Annotated in this window: 14 protein-coding genes; 13 read left to right on the forward strand and 1 reads right to left on the reverse strand. The window is 71.4% G+C overall.

Translation table 11 applies throughout. The features are described 5' to 3' along the window. Positions 1 to 274 precede the first annotated feature (274 nt). The 3 genes from rsmH to ACUKCB_RS02565 are packed head-to-tail and all read left to right on the forward strand — an operon-like array spanning position 275 to position 3,771. Complete coding sequence (gene rsmH, locus ACUKCB_RS02555) at positions 275 to 1,336, forward strand: 16S rRNA (cytosine(1402)-N(4))-methyltransferase RsmH (RefSeq protein WP_473040900.1); 1,062 nt, start codon at positions 275 to 277, stop codon at positions 1,334 to 1,336. A gap of 9 nt (positions 1,337 to 1,345) precedes the next feature. After that, positions 1,346 to 1,789: a cell division protein FtsL gene (ftsL, locus tag ACUKCB_RS02560; RefSeq protein WP_473038826.1), complete on the forward strand. Its 444-nt coding sequence runs from the start codon at positions 1,346 to 1,348 to the stop codon at positions 1,787 to 1,789. Then, on the forward strand, positions 1,786 to 3,771 hold the full coding sequence (locus tag ACUKCB_RS02565) for a peptidoglycan D,D-transpeptidase FtsI family protein (protein ID WP_473038827.1): 1,986 nt from the start codon (positions 1,786 to 1,788) through the stop codon (positions 3,769 to 3,771). The genes ftsL and ACUKCB_RS02565 overlap by 4 nt, the downstream gene beginning before the upstream one ends. A gap of 50 nt (positions 3,772 to 3,821) precedes the next feature. Here ACUKCB_RS02565 and mmuM read toward each other — a convergent pair whose 3' ends face one another. Then, positions 3,822 to 4,718 carry a homocysteine S-methyltransferase gene (gene mmuM, locus ACUKCB_RS02570; protein ID WP_473038828.1) on the reverse strand — a complete coding sequence of 299 codons (897 nt, stop codon included), beginning with the start codon at positions 4,716 to 4,718 and terminating at the stop codon, positions 3,822 to 3,824. A 139-nt stretch (positions 4,719 to 4,857) separates the two neighbouring features. On the opposite strand from mmuM, the gene ACUKCB_RS02575 reads away from it, so the two are divergent. The 10 genes from ACUKCB_RS02575 to pgeF all read left to right on the forward strand — a co-directional run bounded on the left by ACUKCB_RS02575 (position 4,858) and on the right by pgeF (position 18,712). Continuing rightward, positions 4,858 to 6,522 (forward strand): UDP-N-acetylmuramoyl-L-alanyl-D-glutamate--2,6-diaminopimelate ligase, encoded by a 1,665-nt coding sequence (locus ACUKCB_RS02575; RefSeq protein ID WP_473038829.1) that lies wholly within the window; start codon positions 4,858 to 4,860, stop codon positions 6,520 to 6,522. A gap of 387 nt (positions 6,523 to 6,909) precedes the next feature. Further along, positions 6,910 to 8,358, forward strand: a complete 1,449-nt coding sequence (locus ACUKCB_RS02580) for a UDP-N-acetylmuramoyl-tripeptide--D-alanyl-D-alanine ligase (protein WP_473038830.1) — start codon at positions 6,910 to 6,912, stop codon at positions 8,356 to 8,358. Continuing rightward, positions 8,355 to 9,410, forward strand: coding sequence for a phospho-N-acetylmuramoyl-pentapeptide-transferase (mraY, locus tag ACUKCB_RS02585; RefSeq protein ID WP_473038831.1), 1,056 nt, complete (start codon positions 8,355 to 8,357; stop codon positions 9,408 to 9,410). The genes ACUKCB_RS02580 and mraY overlap by 4 nt, the downstream gene beginning before the upstream one ends. A gap of 4 nt (positions 9,411 to 9,414) precedes the next feature. Beyond that, positions 9,415 to 10,884 (forward strand): UDP-N-acetylmuramoyl-L-alanine--D-glutamate ligase, encoded by a 1,470-nt coding sequence (murD, locus tag ACUKCB_RS02590; RefSeq protein ID WP_473038832.1) that lies wholly within the window; start codon positions 9,415 to 9,417, stop codon positions 10,882 to 10,884. Positions 10,885 to 11,115: 231 nt separating this feature from the next. Continuing rightward, positions 11,116 to 12,510, forward strand: a complete 1,395-nt coding sequence (ftsW, locus tag ACUKCB_RS02595; protein ID WP_473038833.1) for a putative lipid II flippase FtsW — start codon at positions 11,116 to 11,118, stop codon at positions 12,508 to 12,510. Then, entirely contained in the window at positions 12,507 to 13,667 is a 1,161-nt protein-coding gene (gene murG / locus ACUKCB_RS02600; RefSeq protein WP_191272333.1) for an undecaprenyldiphospho-muramoylpentapeptide beta-N-acetylglucosaminyltransferase, read from the forward strand. Before ftsW ends, murG begins: the two co-directional genes overlap by 4 nt. Continuing rightward, complete coding sequence (gene murC, locus ACUKCB_RS02605) at positions 13,664 to 15,118, forward strand: UDP-N-acetylmuramate--L-alanine ligase (RefSeq protein WP_473038834.1); 1,455 nt, start codon at positions 13,664 to 13,666, stop codon at positions 15,116 to 15,118. Before murG ends, murC begins: the two co-directional genes overlap by 4 nt. Positions 15,119 to 15,128: 10 nt before the next feature. Further along, a complete protein-coding gene (locus ACUKCB_RS02610; RefSeq protein WP_473038835.1) occupies positions 15,129 to 15,857 on the forward strand; it encodes a cell division protein FtsQ/DivIB in 729 nt (242 codons plus the stop codon). Between the two features lie 501 nt (positions 15,858 to 16,358). Then, the gene (gene ftsZ / locus ACUKCB_RS02615) at positions 16,359 to 17,867 is read left to right on the forward strand and encodes a cell division protein FtsZ (protein ID WP_473040901.1); all 1,509 of its coding nucleotides are present in this window, start codon (positions 16,359 to 16,361) and stop codon (positions 17,865 to 17,867) included. A gap of 125 nt (positions 17,868 to 17,992) precedes the next feature. After that, positions 17,993 to 18,712 carry a peptidoglycan editing factor PgeF gene (gene pgeF, locus ACUKCB_RS02620; protein ID WP_473038836.1) on the forward strand — a complete coding sequence of 240 codons (720 nt, stop codon included), beginning with the start codon at positions 17,993 to 17,995 and terminating at the stop codon, positions 18,710 to 18,712. Positions 18,713 to 18,791 lie beyond the last annotated feature (79 nt).

An 18,791-nucleotide genomic window follows, 5' to 3' on the forward strand; every position in this document is an offset into this window, starting at 1 on the left:
GAGCGGGGCGGTGTCTTCCGCCCCCGCGAACCGGCACAGAATCCATGCAAGGCCGGGACCGGCAGAGGTCTCCGGAGACGGTCACACGATCTGGCGCGACTTCCCCGGTGCCAGACCGTGAGCGAGCGCCCACCGAGAAGGTGGACAATAGCGGCCGTGTCCGGAGGCCCGCCGGAACTCCGGACGGGGCCACGCGACAGGACACCGTGGAGCGCGCCCAGTGCGCCACACGGACTCAGGGGGAGACCGCGACAGCGTGGAGGAACAGCACCGCATGGGGGACCACCGGCAGCACGAGCGACCCGACGGGCACGGCTCACCGCACAGGAACCACGACGACACACCGCAGGCGGACGAATCCGCGCCGCAGGCGCCCGCCGGGGCCGCTGCACACGTCCCGGTCATGCTCGATCGGATCGTGGAGCTGCTCGCCCCGGCGCTCAGCCGCCCCGGGGCGGTGCTCGTCGACGGAACCCTTGGCCTGGGAGGGCACTCCGAGGCCCTGCTCGAGGCCTGCCCGACCATGCGACTTGTCGGTGTCGACCGGGACACCACGGCTCTGGAGCGCAGCGCCAGGCGCCTGGCGCCCTACGCCGACCGGACCCACTTCGTGCACGCCGTCTACTCCGACATTCCGCACGCCCTCGACGAGGCCGGAGTGGAGGCGGCCGACGCGGTCCTGCTGGACCTCGGCGTCTCCTCACCGCAGCTGGACGAGACGGACCGGGGCTTCGCCTACGCCCAGGACGCGCCCCTGGACATGCGCATGGACCGCACCCAGGAGCTCAGCGCGGCCGAGGTCGTCAACGACTACCCCGTCGCCGAACTCACCCGGGTCCTGCGCACCTACGGCGAGGAGCGCTTCGCCTCCCGTGTGGCGAGGGCGATCGAGCGCCGCCGCGCGCAGGGCCGCATCGACTCCACCCGTGAGCTGGCCGAGCTGGTCCGGGAGGCGATCCCCGCGGCCACCCGGCGCACCGGCGGCCACCCCGCCAAGCGCACCTTCCAGGGACTGCGCATCGAGGTCAACGCCGAACTCTCGATCCTCCGGGAGACCCTGCCCGCCGCGATCTCCCGCCTCGGGCTCGGCGGCCGCATCGCGGTGCTGTCCTACCACTCCCTCGAGGACCGGATGACCAAGAAGGCCCTCGCGGCCCTGGCCACCGACACCACACCCGCCGACCTTCCGGTCCCCCTCCCGGACCGCCAACCGGAACTCCGGCTCCTCACCAGGGGCTCGGAGTCTCCCACGGACGAAGAGAACGAACGCAACCCGCGCGCACAGTCGGCACGCCTGCGGGCAGCCGAACGGGTGCGCCGGCCGTCGCGGCAGTAGGGAGAGCAGATGGGCACGAAGACGGACACGCGCCGCACCACGAAGGGGCGGGGAACGGGATCGAGGCGTACCGGGGCCACGGGGAGCCCCGCGGCGACCCGGCGTCCCCCGCGTCCCGCGGCGGCACGGAGCACCCGCTCCGGCGGTGCGGGGACCGCACCGAGGATCCCCTTCGTCCTGCTGATCCTGTGCCTGCTCGGCGGCTCGCTGGTGGCCCTCCTGGTGCTGCGCAGCGTCGTCGCCCAGGAGGCGTACGCCATCACCAGTCTTCAGTCGGAGAACCGCGAACTCTCCTACCTGGAGCAGCAGATGGAGGACACCGTGGCGCACCTGGAGGCCTCCGAGCGCATCTCGAGGGAGGCCGAGGAGATGGGTATGGAGCAGGGCGAGGCCCCGCTCTTCCTCGACCTGGACAACGGTGGGATCACCGGGAACCCTGGGAGCGATGAGTGAGCAACCCCCGGGACCGAGGCCCCCGCGACCCCCGCAGGCCCGGAGCGGCAGGTCGCTCCGGTGCCCGGCCCAGCAAGCGTCCCCAGCGTGAACCCCGGCGTCCGGCCGGTGCCGCCCGTGCGCGCGGCGGAGCCGGTACCGGCGCCCGGGGGAGCTCGGCACGCCAGGTGAGGAGGGGCGGCGAGCGGCCCAGGCGCAGGAACCCGGCACCTCCGCCCCCGCCTCCGCCGTTGCTGCGCCGTACCTTCCGCCCGGGCGAACCGGCCAAGCGGATCAAGGCCGCCGGGGCCATCATCGTCGTCATCATCATGCTCTTCGCCGGGCGGCTCACCCAGATCCAGGGGTTCGAGGCCGAGACCTACGCGGAGGCCGCCGCCAACCTGCGCCTGCAGACCATCGACATCCCGACCCTGCGCGGCCAGATCACCGACGCCGACGGCAAGCCCTTCGCCCTGTCGGTGGAGGTCCGCAACGTCTTCGTCGACCCCCAGGAGGTCGAGGAGGACGAGCGCGACGAACTCGTGGACGAGCTGGTCACCCGCTTCGGCCTGGAAGAGGGGGAGGTGGGGGCCAAGGTCGACGCCACCCCCAGCCGCTACCAGGTGGTGGCCACCGAGATCGCCCCCGCGGACTGGCAGGAGTTGCGCGAACTCGGCCTTTCCGGGGTGGGCGCCGAGGTCGACTACAAGCGTGTCTACCCGGACGAGACCGGTGCCGCCGACCTGGTCGGCTTCGTCGGCTCGGAGGGGTACGGCCTGGAGGGCCTCGAGGGCTACCTCGACAGCACCCTCGCGGGGGAGGCGGGAAAACGCCAGGTCGAGGTGGGTCGCGACGGCACCCAGATCCCGATGGCCGGCGGCCTGGTCAGCGAACCCGAGCCGGGCCAGGACGTGCGCCTGACCCTCAACGGCGACCTGCAGTGGTACGCCCAGCGGGCGCTGGCCGAACGGGTCGAGGAACTGGACGCCGCGGGCGGCAGCGTCGTCGTCACCAACACCGACCACGAGATCCTCGCGATGGCGGACTACCCGACCTACGTGCAGGGCGACATCTCCGGCAGCGGGCCCGAGGACTGGTCCAACGGGGCGGTGGCCACGACCTTCGAGCCGGGCAGCACGAACAAGGTGATCACCGCGGCGGCCGCCCTGGAGGAGGGCCTGACCACCCCGGAGACGGTCTACACCGTGCCCTACGCCCTCCGGTACTACGACCGGACCTTCCGCAACTCCACCAATCACGGCACCCAGCGCCTGACCGTCAACGGCATCATGGCCCAGTCCAGCAACGTCGGCACGATCAAGATCGCCGACCAGGTGGGCCGCGGGGTCCTGCACTCCTACCTCACGGACTTCGGGCTGGGGCAGCCGACCGGCCTCGAACTACCGGGCGAGGAGGCGGGTGTGCTCACCGACCCCGACGACTGGTGGGGCACCCAGCTGCCGTCGGTGTCCATCGGGCACGGCCTGACGGTGAACGCCACCCAGATGGCGTTGGTCTACGCCACCGTCGCCAACGGCGGGGTCCGCGTCGAACCCCGGCTCGTCGCCGGCACGGTCGACCCCGAGGGGGAGTTCACGCCCGCCGACGAACCCGAGCGGACCCGGGTGATCAGCGAGGAGACCGCCGACCAGCTCGCCCTGATGCTGGAGGCGGTCACCAGTGACGAGGGCACCGCGCCGCAGGCCCGGATCGACGGTTACCGGGTGGCGGGCAAGACCGGTACCGCCAACCGGCTCGACCCCGAGACCGGTGCCTACAGCGAGGGCGACTACACCGCGACCTTCGCTGGATTCGCCCCCGCCGACGACCCCGAGCTGATCGTCCAGGTGGTGCTGCACGACCCGGAGGACACCTACTACGGCGGCGAGGCCGCGGGGCCGGTGTTCAACGACATCATGTCCTTCGCGCTCAAAACCATGAAGGTCCCGCCGACGGAGACCGAGCCGCCGGCGATCCGCCTGTTCGAGGAGGACGCGGGCTGATCCGGGCCCACGGCGCCCGAGACCCGCACCAAGGAGGGGACCAGAGGGGGTCACCGGGGGAGCGCGTCCACCCGGGCGCGGACGGAACGCACGTGTTCGGGGCCGGTACGGCAGCAGCCGCCCACGAGGACGGCGCCGTCCTCGCACCATCCGGCGGCGGCCTCCCCGAACCCCTCCGCGTCGCTGCTGCCCGTCCAGCGTCTCTCCCGGGCGTCCCAGACCTCACCCGAGTTGGGGTAGGCCACCGAGGGCAGTCCCGCCGCCGCGACCTCGGCCAGCAGTGACGGCACGTTCCGGGGCGGTACGCAGTTCACCCCCACCGCGACCAGCAGCCCCCGCCGGTACAGCGGGGCCAGCTCGGCCGCCACCTCCCGCAGCGGGGTGCCGTCGCTGATCCGGGTGCCGTCCGCGCAGGAGAAGCTGAACCACGCCCGCGCACCCGGGGTCCGGGACAGCAGCCGCGCCAGGGCCCGGGCCTCGGCCAGGGAAGGCAGGGTCTCACACGCCACCAGGTCCGCCCCGGCCCCGGTCAGCACCCGCCACCGCTCCCGGTGCCAGGAGTACAGGCCCTCCTCGTCCAGGTCATAGGCACCGGTGTACTCCGAACCGTCCGCGAGCGCGGCGCCGTAGGGGCCCACCCCGGCCGCCACCAGCCCCGAGCCGAACGCGTCCCGCTCCGTGAGCGCCAGCTCCACCGAGCGGGCCAACAGGCCCAGTGCCTCACTCCGGGAGTACCCCCGCGCGGTGAACGCCTCCACGCCGGCCTGGTACCCGGCGGCGATCGCCACATCCGCGCCCGCCTCGAAGTAGTCCCGGTGCACCCGCGCGATCAGTTCCGGCTCCTCGGCGAGCAGCCGTGCCGACCACAGCCCGCCACCGAGATCGCGTCCGTGTGCCTCCAAACGCGTCGCCAACCCGCCGTCGAGCACCAGCGGAAATCCACCCACCGAGAACCCCTCCCCAGACCGTCGCTCACCGGGGCGCCCGGTTCCGGGGCGCCCCGGGCCAGGGAATCACCGAAGAACGCAGCGTGGAAATTACCAGCAGGCCCCCCGCAGCCGTTAACCTCCACACGTGCCACCGGTAATGCGACCTGAACACACCAAACTCCGTCCACTGTCCGCCCTCGCAGCGCTGCTCGGGCCGGACACCACACTTCTGCGCCCGGACCTGAGCGCGGACCGTCCAGCCGAGATGCCCGGCCGGGAGGTGCACGTCCGCGGCATCACCCACGACTCGCGCAAGGTGCGCCAAGGCGACCTGTACGCCGCCCTGCCCGGAAGCCGCGCGCACGGCGCCGACTTCTCGCAGCAGGCCGCCGAGGCCGCGGCCGCGGCCATCCTCACCGACGCCGCGGGGGCCGACCGCGCCGCCGAGACCGGCCTGCCCGTGGTGGTCGTGCCGGACGCGCGCGCCGCGCTCGGCACGGCGGCGGCCTGGGTCTACGACGACCCCGCCAAGGACCTCCTCCTGGTCGGCACGACCGGCACCAGCGGAAAGACCACGATCACCTACCTGATCGAATCCGGTATGCGCCAGGCCGGGATGAGCACCGGTCTGGTCGGCACCGTGGAGATGAGGGTGGGAGACGAGCGCGTCGCCTCCTCCCTGACCACCCCCGAGGCCACCGACCTGCACGGCCTCTTCTCGGTCATGCGTGAGCGCGGCGTCACCGCCGCCGCCATGGAGGTCTCCAGCCACGCCCTGGCCCTGGGGCGTGTCGGCGGTACCCACTACGACGTCGCCGTCTTCACCAACCTGTCCCAGGACCACCTCGACTTCCACCCGGACCTGCGCGACTACTTCGAGACCAAGGCGCGCCTGTTCACCCCCGAGTACTGCGACATCGCGGTGGTCAACACCGACGACCGCTTCGGCCGCGCGCTCGTGGACATGGTCCAGGGCCGAGGTGACGTCCCGGTGACCACTTTCGCCGTGCAGGGCTGCTCGGACGCGGGCCCCGAGAACGGCATGGAAGCCGACTGGAACGCGGTGGACGTCGACCTGGGCGCTACCGGTAGCACCTTCCGCATCGTCGGTCCGGGCGGGATGGAGGCCCGGGCGTCCGTGGCGCTGCCCGGGCCGTTCAACGTTTCCAACGCCATGGCGGCCATCGTCGGCCTGGTCGAGGCCGGTCTGCCCCTGGAGACCGCCATCGCCGGTGTGGCCGCGGCGCCGGGCGTGCCGGGCCGCATGGAGTCGGTGGAGGTCCGCGATCCCGCGGGCGGCCAGGACTTCGCCGCGCTGGTGGACTATTCACACAAGCCCGGCGCCATCGAGGCCGTGCTGGGCGCCCTCAGGGCCACCACCGAGGGCCGGGTCACCATGGTGGTCGGCTGCGGCGGTGACCGTGACCGGGCCAAACGCCCGCTGATGGGCGAGGCCGCCGCACGCCTGGCCGACCAGCTGATCATCACCAACGACAACCCGCGTACCGAGGACCCCGTCTCCATCGCCACCGCGATGCTGGAGGGCGTGGCCAAGGTCCCCGAGGACCAGCGGGCGCGTGTCACCGTCGAGTTCGACCGTGCGGAGGCCATCGGCCTGGGTGTGCACCGCACCGGCCCCGGTGACGTGGTCGTGGTCGCGGGCAAGGGCCACGAGACCGGCCAGTACGTCAAGGGTGAGGTCCTGCCCTTCGACGACCGCGAGGTCCTGCGAGGGGCCATCGAGGACGCTCTGCGCGCCCGTGCGAGCGAGCGGCTCGGCAACGCGCTCCAGGACGTGCACAAGACGCCTGAACAGCTCTGATCCCACGACACGCGGGGACGCGCCACACACGGCGCGGTCCGATTTCCGGGGCACGGCCGTGAGCCGTGTCCCGGTGGTGCCTGTGCCCGCACGTGTACGGATCATGGGCGGCCGGACCACCGACGATCACGAAGTGGAGCATATTGCTTCACACAGGGCCCCGTCGGGACCCCCGACACCTCAACATGTTCTAAGGTAGGTCCGGCAATCGCAGCCCGACACGTGCCGCCCACAGTGGCGCCCACGGCCCGGTACGAAGCCGGCAACCGTCGCCCGGCGCGGCACCGCGCGCACGGTATCCGCGGTGCCATCCCCTGACCCGAACCCGAGGCCGGGTGGCCAACGCCCCTGGGGCGCCGTGGGCCGGGCCTGACATGAGGAGTGGATTTGATCGCGCTCACGCTCGATCGGATCGCTGAGATCACCCAAACCGCCATCGGCGGATCAGCGCGCCCCGACGCCGTCGTCCACGGCCCCGTCGTCATCGACTCGCGACAGGTGGAGCCAGGAGCGCTCTTCGTCGCCCTGAACGGTGAACGGGTCGACGGACACGACTTCGCCGAGTCCGCCGTCGCCGCCGGTGCGGTGGCGGTTCTGGCCTCGCGCCCGGTCGACGCCCCCCACCTGCTGGTGGACGGCGGCGACGACGAGGTGGTGGCGGCCCTGGCCCGGCTGGCCCGGCACGTGGCCACCGAACTCAGCGACCCCGCGCGCGGAACGGCCAGGACGGAGGTCGTGGGGATCACCGGCTCCTCCGGGAAGACCACCACCAAGGACCTGGTCGCCCAGGTCGTCGAGCGGATGGGCCCCACCGTGGCCCCCGCCGGCTCGTTCAACAACGAGATCGGCCACCCGCTCACGGTGCTCCGCGCCGACACCGGAACGAAGCACCTGGTGCTGGAGGTCGCGGCCCGCGGGATCGGGCACATCGCCCACCTGTGCCGTGTCGCCCCGCCCCGGATCGGTATCGTCCTCAACGTCGGCAGCGCCCACATGGGCGAGTTCGGCGACCGTGACGCCATCGCCAGGGCCAAGGGCGAGCTCGTCGAGTCCCTGCCGCCCGGTACCGACCGGCGCGGCGAGGGCGGCGTGGCCGTCCTCAACGCCGACGACCCCCGGGTGCGCGCCATGTCCTCGCGCACCACCGCCCGCACGGTGCTCTACGGAACCGCCGAGGACGCACAGGTGCGCGCCACCGACGTCGCCCTGGAAGCTGACGGCGCCCCGTCCTTCACCCTGAACCTGCGCGGCCGCACGGCCCGGGTCCGGTTGGGCCTGGTCGGCGCCCACCAGGTCAGCAACGCGCTGGCTGCCGCGGCCGTCGCCGACGAGCTGGGCATGGACATCGAAGACATCGCCGCCGCCCTCGGTGCGGCGACCCCGGTCAGCCGTTGGCGGATGGAGGTCACCGAACACCGCGGTGCCACTCTCGTCAACGACGCCTACAACGCCAACCCCGAGTCGATGCGTGCGGCGCTGACCACCCTGGGCGCGCTCGCCCGGGGCCGCCGGTCCATCGCCGTGCTCGCCCACATGGCGGAGCTGGGCGATGACGGCCACGCCGAACACGAGAGGGTGGGTGAACTGGCCGCAGAGACCGGTGTGGCCCACCTGGTCGTGGTGGGTGCGCAGGCCGAGGGGATCGCCGTCGGCGCTGAACGCGCCGCCCAGCAGGGGCGGTGGCGCGGTGAGAGCATCCGGGTTCCCGACGCGGAGGCGGCAGCCGACGCGGTGCGCGAACGGATGCGCACAGGAGACGTCGTCATTGTGAAGGGATCGCGCGTGGCTGCGCTCGAAAGGGTTATCGACCTCATCACCAAGGGTGATGTCCAGTGATCGGCATCACCGTAGCGGCGGGGCTTTCGCTGATCGTCTCCATGCTGCTCATGCCGCCGCTGATCAAGCTGCTGTACCGGTTCAAGTTCGGGCAGGAGGTCCGCGACGACGGCCCCGAGGGCCACAAGACCAAGCAGGGCACGCCCACCATGGGCGGCATCGTCATCATCCTCGGCGCCGTCATCGGCTACTTCGGCTCGCACCTGGCGCTGTGGAGCACCCCCACGGCCTCCGGCCTGCTGGTGATGTTCCTGTTCGTCGGCATGGGCTGTGTCGGTTTCCTGGACGACTTCATCAAGATCTACAAGCGTCGCAGCCTGGGCCTGCGCAGCGGCGCGAAGATGGTGGGCCAGGCCGTCGTCGGCGTGGGCTTCGCCTACGGCGTCACCCAGTTCCCCAACGGGTACGGCTACACCCCGGCAGCCCCCCAGCTGTCCTTCCTCCGCGACTTCGGACCGCCGCTGATGATCGGCGTGTTCGTCATCTGGGCGCTGTTCCTCATCGTCGGTTTCTCCAACGCGGTCAACCTCACCGACGGCCTGGACGGCCTGGCCACCGGCGCGACCATCCTGTCGCTGTGCGCCTACGTCATCATCGGCAACTGGCAGCTGCGCCAGTCCTGTGTGGAGGCCCTCACCTCCAGCTGCTACACGGTCCGCGACCCCCTGGACCTCGCCGTGGTGGCCTCCGCCGTGCTCGGCGCCTGCATCGGCTTCCTGTGGTTCAACGCACCGCCCGCCAAGATCTTCATGGGTGACACCGGCTCGCTGGCGCTGGGCGGACTCATCGTGGGTCTGGCCATCACCACCCGCACCCAGCTCCTGCTGCTGCTCATCGGCGGCCTGTTCGTCATCATCACCATGTCCGTGATGGTCCAGATCACCTCGTTCCGCCTCACCGGCAAACGGGTGTTCCGGATGGCCCCGCTCCAGCACCACTTCGAGCTCAAGGGCTGGGCCGAGACCACCATCGTGATCCGTTTCTGGATCATCCAGGGCCTGTTCATGGCGATCGCCATCGGACTGTTCTATCTGGAATGGATGCCAAGGTAGAGGCATGCCGCACCACGACCCTTCCGCCACACCCCACTCCGCCGAACCCGCCGGGGGCCAGGACCCCTTCGCGGGCGCACGGGTCTGCGTCGCCGGTCTCGGCGTCTCCGGTCCCCCCGTCGCCAGGGCGCTCCTGGCCCGGGGCGCCCGGGTGGTCGTCGTGGACGGACGCGACGACGAGACCACCCGTCGCGCGGCCGCCGCGCTGACCGAGGCCGGAGCCGAGGTCGTCCTGGGCGACACCCCGCTGCCCGAGGACTGCGACCTCGTCGTCACCTCGCCCGGCTGGCGCCCCGACTCCCCGCTGCTCGCGAGGGCCGCCGAGGCCGGTATCGAGATCATCGGGGACGTGGAGCTGGCCTGGCGGCTCAAGCCCGCCGACCAGGTGTGGCTCGCCATCACCGGGACCAACGGCAAAACCACCACCGTGCGCATGCTGGAGTCCATCCTGCGCGCGGACGGGCGGGACGCGCTCGCGGTCGGCAACGTCGGGACCCCCATCGTCGAGGCGGTGCTGCCCGACGCCGACGGCCGTGTCCACGACATCCTCGCGGTGGAACTGTCCAGTTTCCAGCTGCACTGGTCCAACAGCGTCCGTCCGCACGCGGCCACCGTTCTCAACATCGCCTCCGACCACCTGGACTGGCACGGCGGGCTCGAGCCCTACGCCCGGGCCAAGGGGAGGGTCTTCGCGCGCGGGACCATCCGCGTGGTCAACACCGCCGACGACTGGTCGGTACGCCTGGCCGAGGAGGAGGGCGACCCGCACACCCCCCTGGTGGGCCTGCGTCTGGACACCCCCAGGGCCGGTGAGCTCGGTGTGGTCGAGGACCTGCTCGTGGACCGCGCCTTCGTGGAGCAGCCGCACAGCAGCGCCGAGGAGCTCGCCACCCTGGGCGATGTGCGTCCGGCCGCTCCGCACAACGTCGCCAACGCCCTGGCCGCCGCCGCCCTGGCCCGCTCGGTGGGGGTCGCACCTGCTTCGGTGCGGGCCGGACTGGTCGCCTTCGTCCCCGAACCCCACCGCATCGCGCACGTGGCCTCGGTCGGCGGTGTCGACTACGTGGACGACTCCAAGGCCACCAACCCGCACGCCGCGGCGGCCTCCCTCAACTCCTACGCCCGCGTGGTGTGGATCGCGGGCGGCCTCCTCAAGGGAGCCGAGGTCGACGACCTCGTGGCCGGGGCGGCGGGCCGCCTGCGCGGAGCGGTGCTGATCGGCGCCGACCGGGAACGGATCCGTGAGGCCCTGGCCGAACACGCCCCGGACGTGCCGGTGGTGGAGGTCGAAGGACCTGCCGCCGACGCGCCTCCGGAGCACACGGTCATGGACGCGGTGGTCGCCGAGGCCGTCGCCCTGGCGGAGGAGGGCGACACGGTGCTGCTGGCCCCGGCCGCCGCCTCCATGGACATGTTCACCAACTACCCGGAGCGCGGACGCTTCTTCGCCGAGGCCGTGCACCGGCTCGGCTGAGCGACCACGGAGGTTGTTGTGGTTCGGACACCGGCGGGGGTTCACCGGCATCCAGTGTGAACAACGTGTAACCGGATGGAGCCCGTGCGTCACCAAAGACGCGCGGGCTTCCCCCTGTCCGCCCACTGTGCCCCTCGCCACGGCCAAAGATGGCCAACACGCGGGAAATGTCCACGGTTCCCGACCCGCCGGTACGCAAGTATTGAGGCGCGAATCGTGCGGAGGGTGTGGATGGCGGCGACGACAGCGGTCGGTGGGCGCGACCGGGTGCTCTGGCGTGAGTGGGCCCGGTCCCTGGACCGTCCCCTCACCTCCTACTACCTGATTCTCAGTACCGGGGTGATGCTCATCGCCCTGGGGCTGGTGATGGTGCTGTCCTCGACGATGGTCAACTCCATCACCGAGACCGGGTCGGCGTTCTCCGTGTTCCAGCGCCAGCTGGTGTCGGCGATGATCGGCCTGCCGCTCATGGTGATCGCCTCCCAGCTGCCCCTGTGGATCTTCCGGATCGTCGGCTACCCGGCGATGATCGTGTCCGTTGCGCTGCTGCTGCTGACCGCCTTCCAGGGCACCGAGGTCAACGGCGCGATCCGCTGGCTGGAGGTCGGCGGCGTCCTCGTGCAGCCCTCCGAACCCGCCAAACTCGCCTTCGCCCTGTGGGGGGCCAACATCCTCGCCCGCAAGGAGGAACTCAAGGAGCTCACCGAGTGGCGGCACCTGCTCATCCCGCTGCTGCCCGGTTGCGGGCTGCTCACCCTGCTCGTGCTCCTGGGGTCGGATCTGTCCACCACCCTGGTCCTCCTGCTCACCTTCCTGGGTCTGCTCTGGGTGGTGGGCGCTCCGGGAAAGCTCTTCGTGGGCATGTTCTTCCTGGTCCTGGGGCTGGCCGGGATCGTCATCGCCATCGAGCCCTTCCGGATCACCCGCATCACGGCCTTCCTGGACCCCGGGGCGGACCCCGAGGGCGCCGGCTTCCAGTCCCTGCACGGCCTCTACGCCCTGGGCACCGGCGGGGTCTTCGGTGTCGGTATCGGCGCCAGCCGGGAGAAGTGGGGCTTCCTGCCCTTCGCCGAGACCGACTTCATCTTCGCCATCATCGGCGAGGAGTTCGGACTCCTCGGCACCCTGCTGGTGCTGGGCCTGTTCGGCATGCTCGGCTACGCCGGGCTGCGCGTGGCCTTCCGGGTCAAGGACCCGTTCTCCCGGCTGGCAGCCTTCGCCATCGTGACCTGGATCCTCGGCCAGGCGATGATCAACATCGCCGCCGTCATCGGCCTGGTCCCCGTCACCGGTATCCCGCTTCCGCTGGTCTCCTACGGAGGCTCCTCGCTGATCCCGACGATGATCGCACTCGGGGTGCTGCTCGCCATCGCCCGCAACGAGCCCCAGGCGCAGAAAGCCCTGGCGGCCCGGGGTCCCAGTTGGGTCCAAAGGGCTCTAAGCTGGCTTGGCCTGGACAACATCGTCGCCTCCGTCCACAAGAGGAGCGGTTCGACGGTCCCCAGGCGCACCACCACGCCTCGTGCCCCGGGCAAGCCGGAGGCCCGCGGCACCAAGACAACGGCCAAGAACAAGAGCGGACCGGTCCCGGCGGGTGACCGGCCAAGGAGGAATCGGCGACGATGAGGGTAGCCCTAGCCGGAGGCGGCACGGCCGGGCATATCGAGCCCGCACTCTCCCTTGCGGACGCGCTGCGGCGCATCGACCCCGACACGGAGATCCTCTGCCTGGGAACGGAGCGCGGGCTGGAGACCCGGCTGGTCCCCATGCGCGGCTACGAACTGGGCCTGATTCCGGCGGTCCCCCTGCCGCGTCGACTCACCCCGCAGCTGCTCACGGTCCCCGGCAAGCTCGCGGGTGCGCTGAGCGCCGCGGGTGAGCACCTGGACAAGCTCCAGGCCGACGTCATCGTCGGTTTCGGCGGCTACGTCGCCACCCCCGGCTACCTGGCGGCCCGGCGCCGGAAGATCCCCATCGTGGTGCACGAGGCCAACCCCCTCCCGGGCCTGGCCAACCGGCTCGGCGCGCGGCTCACCCCCCATGTGTTCACCGGGCACCCCCACACCCAGATCCGTAACGGGCGCTTCATCGGCATCCCGCTGCGCCAGCAGATCACCTCGCTGGACCGGCTGGCCATGGGCGACAAGGCCCGCGCCTACTTCGGTCTGCGCCCGGATCTGCCCACCCTCCTGATCTTCGGCGGTTCCCAGGGCGCCCAGCGCCTCAACGAGACCGCCTTCAACGCAGCCGCGGCCTTCCGCGACGCGGGTGTCCAGGTCCTGCACGTCGTCGGCCCGAAGAACGCCGACGAGCCCCAGGACCTCACCCAGGACGGCGTCCCCTATGTCGCCGTCCCCTACGTGGACCGCATGGACATGGCCTACGCCGCAGCCGACGTGGCCATGTGCCGTTCCGGTGCGATGACCTGTGCCGAGCTCACCGCGGTGGGTCTGCCCGGTGCCTTCGTGCCCCTGGCCATCGGCAACGGGGAACAGGCACTGAACGCCGAGCCGATCGTCCAGGCGGGCGGCGGCCTGTCGATCGGCAACGCCGACGTCTCGGTCGAGTGGATCACCGGCCAGCTCATCCCGCTGCTCACCGACACCGACCGGGTCGTGGCCATGTCGGAGGCGGCCGCTCGGATGGGTCGCCGCGACGCCGACACGGAACTGGCCCGGGAGGTCATGGCGATCGCCCGGGGCGACAAGCCCACCCCCGAACTCCCGTTGCCCGAGGACGAGGGCGACGACGTTTTCTACGACGACGGTAAGGACGCAAGATGAGCCTGGTCCAGCCGACCGACCCGGTCCCCGTCGACGAGCTCGGCCGCACCCACTTCATCGGCCTGGGCGGCGCCGGCATGTCCGGTATCGCCCGCGTGCTGCTGCAGTCGGGGGTCGAGGTCTCGGGCAGTGACGCCCGCGACAGCGAGACCCTGCGCGAACTCGAACAGATGGGCGCCGAAGTCCATGTGGGCCACGCCGCCGAGAACCTGGGCAAGGCCGAAACGCTCGTGGTCTCCTCCGCCATCCGCGAGGACAACCCCGAACTCGCCGAGGCGCGCAGCCGCGGCATCCGCATCCTGCCCCGTGCCGCGGCCCTGGGCGCCCTCCTGCTGAACCGCGAGGGCATCGCGATCTCCGGCACCCACGGCAAGACCACCACGACCTCCATGGTCACCGTGGTCCTCCAGCACCTGGGTGCGGACCCCGGTTACGTGATCGGCGGCAAACTGGTCACCACCGGCCTGGGCGCCGACGCCGGGATCGGTGAGGCCATCGCGGTGGAGGCGGACGAGAGCGACGGATCCTTCCTGATGCTCTCGCCCAAGATCGCCGTGGTCACCAACGTCGAGGCCGACCACCTGGACAACTACAGCGGCATCGACGAGATCCACGCCAACTTCGCGTCGTTCGTCGACCGGGTCGAGCGCACCCTGATCGTCGGGATCGACGACCCGGGCGCCCGCACCGTCGCCGAACTCGCCCGTGAACGCGGCAGGAGGGTGCTCACCTACGGCGAGGCCGAGGACGCGGACTACCGGATCACCCGGATCCGCGCCCGCGGTTTCACCACCGAGTTCACCCTCCGGACCGCCACCGGTGACCCGATCGACGGCACCCTGGCCGTCCCCGGGCTCCACAACGTCCTGAACGCCGCCGCCGCGGTCGCCGTCGCCGACGAACTCGGCCACGACCTGGAGATCGCGGTGGAGGGCATCGCGGACTTCGCCGGGGCCGCCCGCCGCTTCGAGCTCAAGGGCGAGGGCAACGGTGTGGGTGTCTACGACAGCTACGCCCACCACCCCACCGAGATCGACGCCGACCTGCGTGCCACGCGCGCCGCGTTGCGCTCGTTCGCCGAGGACGCGGAGGAACAGATCCCGGAAGGCCGGGTCGTCGCCGTGTTCCAGCCGCATCTGTACAGCCGGACCCGTATCTTTGCCGAGGAGTTCGCGCAGGCCCTGAGCCTGGCCGACGAGGTCGTGGTGATGGAGGTCTACGCGGCCCGCGAGGACCCCGAACCCGGGGTCACCGGCGAGCTCATCACCTCCCGTGTGTCCCACGACCGGGTCCGGTACGTGCCGGGCCGGGACGAGGCCGTGCGCCGGGCCGCCGAACTGGCCCGCCCCGGTGACATCGTCCTCACCATGGGCGCGGGCGATGTCACCGAACTGGGGCCGCGGATCGTGGAGGCGCTCGCGGAGGTGGCAGAAGGCACGGAAACCAGCTAGAGGAGCACACGTGGGCGCTGACCGGACCAGGGCGAAGAACGGGGCCGCGCCGCGCCGGAGATCGGACCCCTGGAAGGTCGCCTTCGCGGTACTGCTCGTCGTCTCCCTGATCTGCGTGGTCACGTGGGTGCTGCTCGGCTCCCGGCTGCTGGTCGTGCGTGACGTCGCCGTCACCGGCCTGGACCGGGTGTCGAGGGAGGAGGTCGTCGCGGCCGTGGCCGTGGACACGGGGACCCCGTTGATACGGGTGGACCTGGACCGCGGCCGCGAGCGCGCCGAGAGCCTGGACCTGGTCGAGTCCGCGAGGGTGACCCGCGGTTGGCCCGCGACCCTCGAGGTGGAGGTCGTCGAGCGCAGACCCCTGCTCGCCGTCCGGGTGGGGGAGGAATACCGGCTCGTCGACGGTGACGGGGTGCGTATCGAGGACTCCCCGACCCGCCCCGGCACCCACCCGCTGGTCCGGGTCACCGGGGAGATCGAGGGGAACGACGCGGTCCGGGCGGCGGCGGACATCGTCGAGGGCGCCCCGGACTCCCTCATCGCCCAGATACAACTCATCGACGCCACCGACACGGAACAGATCACCGTCGAACTCGGCAACGGAGCCCTCGTGGCATGGGGCCGGGCACAGGGCGCCGAGGACAAGAGCGAGGTCCTGCGGGTGCTGATGCGCGAACATCCGCCGCAGGAGGGGCGTGTCTACGATGTCGGAACCCCGGACTTGGCCATCGTCCGGTGAAACGTTTCCCAAGGGAGGGGAGCGCGGGGGAGAGCCCGGGGCAAGGGGCTGTTGGGGCCACGAGTACGGTCGCGGACCCGCCGACCGACACGCGCCGAGGACATTCCAGACGCGACGCGCCGAGTGCGCACTTCGCTTCCTCGCGTTATACGACGTTAGGCTGAAGCTGTCTTCGGTTGCCCGTACTCGACAGTCCGCTTACTGTCGGGAAGCACAACCACTGTCAACCACGCAGTAAAACACGCTTTTCGGGGTACTCAGGAACCGTTTCGCCCCCGCTTCGCGGAGCGGGCCGATCCAGACCGTCAGGGTCGGACGGCAGACGCAGGACGGTACCGGTGACCCCGGGTCCTCCACAGGCAGCCGCTCACGCGGCCGTCGGGCGGGGGCACCCGAAACGCACACTGTAGAACCGGATGCCGAACCGCCGGCGCACCCGTTGGCCACCGGCCAGCGGACGCGGAGACGGAACGGCGTATGCGAGCGGAAAGGCCCCTCGTCGTGGCAGCACCGCAGAACTACCTCGCGGTCATCAAAGTCGTCGGCATCGGCGGCGGCGGTGTCAACGCCGTCAACCGAATGATCGAAGAGGGGCTCAAGGGCGTCGAGTTCATCGCGATCAACACCGACGCGCAAGCGCTGCTGATGAGTGACGCGGACGTCAAGCTCGACGTCGGCCGTGAGCTCACCCGTGGCCTGGGCGCAGGCGCCAACCCCGATGTCGGTCGCAAGGCCGCGGAGGATCACCGTGAGGAGATCGAGGAGGTCCTCAAGGGGGCCGACATGGTCTTCGTCACGGCCGGAGAGGGTGGTGGAACCGGCACCGGCGGAGCCCCCGTCGTCGCCAACATCGCCCGTTCCCTCGGCGCGCTCACCATCGGAGTGGTCACCCGGCCCTTCGGTTTCGAGGGCAAGCGCCGGGCGACCCAGGCCGAGTCGGGGATAGCGATGCTCCGCGAGGAGGTCGACACCCTCATCGTCATCCCCAACGACCGCCTGCTGTCCATCTCGGATCGACAGGTCAGCGTGTTGGACGCCTTCAAGGCGGCCGACCAGGTCCTGCTCTCCGGTGTCCAGGGCATCACCGACCTGATCACCACGCCGGGCCTGATCAACCTGGACTTCGCCGACGTCAAGTCGGTCATGTCGGGGGCGGGATCGGCGCTGATGGGGATCGGATCGGCACGAGGAGACGACAGGGCCGTCGCGGCGGCCGAACTGGCGATCTCCTCACCGCTCCTCGAAGCCAGTATCGACGGCGCACACGGTGTACTCCTGTCCATCCAGGGCGGCTCCGATCTGGGCCTCTTCGAGATCAACGAGGCCGCGCAGCTGGTCGCCAACTCGGCCGCACCCGATGCCAACATCATCTTCGGCGCCGTCATCGACGACGCCCTGGGCGACGAGGTGCGGGTCACCGTCATCGCGGCGGGCTTCGACGAACCCGAGGTCACCGGCGCCGTGGTGCGGGAGCGCCAGCCGGTGGACCCTCCTGAGGCCGTCGCCCCCACGGCAGGCATCACGTCCGGTGGGGAGGAGCCGTCGGCCAGGACGGCGCCGTCCACCGCGGACGCGAGCGGGGCGCCGGCCACCAGCATGCCGTGGATCACCCCCTCCCGCCCGGCCCAGCCCGCGCAGGAGGCCTCACGGCCCGCCATGCCGCCGGTCCAGCCGCCGGTCGCTCCGGAGCCGGCCCGTCAGGAGCCCCAGCAGGAGCCCCAGCGTGCCCAGGCCCCGGCCCAGCCCGAGCAGCCCCAGGGCAACGGTCACCAGGTCTCCTACCCCGAGCCCGAGTCCGAGCCGGCTGCTCCGGAGCCGCAGGCCGCCCCCGCCGAGGAACGGCCCGCACCGGAACCGGCACCGGAGCCCGAGGCCGAGCAGGAGACCCAGTCGAGCCACATCCACGCGGTCTCGGACGCCTCCGAACGCCGCGGCGAGGTTCCCACGCCCCGGCGCCGAGTCATCTTCGACGACCCCGACGACCTGGACGTGCCGGAGTTCCTGAAGTAGTCCGCCACCACCCCGGTACCATCGACGTGTCAGCGGCCCCGACCCTCGTGGCGGGGCCGTCGCCGCCCCCGGAGGCGGAACCGTCCGGTTCCCCGCGGGGCCGAGGGAAGGACCGCGTCGATCCGATGGGGAACATCATCGACCTGGGACACGGTGTCCGTGCCGCCGTCACCGAACGCAAGGGCGGGGTGAGCCGGCCGCCGTTCGACTCGCTCAACCTCGGACTGGGTACCGGTGACACCCGGGAGGCGGTCACCGCCAACCGGGCCCGGGCGGCCGAGGATCTCGGGTTCGGTGTCGAGCGGGTCGTGTGGATGACCCAGGTCCACAGTGCCGACGTGCTCGTGGCCACCGAGCCCGGCGGGGTCGGTACCTGCGACGGTGTGGTGACCACCCGCCCGGACCTGGTGCTCGCCTCGATGGCGGCGGACTGTCTGCCCGTTCTGGCCGCCGACGGCGAGGCGGGGGTGCTGGGCGCGGCCCACTCGGGACGGCTGGGCACCGCGCACGGCGTGGCCGTCAACCTGGTGGACACCATGGTCGCCCAGGGCGCCCGACGTGACCGGATCACCGTCTTCCTCGGGCCGGCCATCTGCGGCCGGTGCTACGAGGTTCCGCCCGACCTCCAGGCCGAGACCGCCGCACGGACCCCGGAGGCGGCCTCGACCACCAGGCAGGGCAGCACGGGTGTGGACATGACCGCCGCCGTCACTGCCCAACTGGGCCGGGCCGGGGTCGGGGACGTCCTCGCTGACGGCCGCTGCACCCTGGAGAGCCCGGAACTGTTCTCCCACCGCGGGGGCGCGCCGACCGGCCGGTTCGCCTCCTTCCTCTGGCGCGACTGAGGTCTTCGCCACCCCGGCCCGCGGAGGAGTTCCGAGGGCCTGAGCCGCGCGGTCCTCCGGCGGGGCCGCAACCGGCCAC

It is taken from the genome of Nocardiopsis moroccensis (assembly GCF_055763695.1).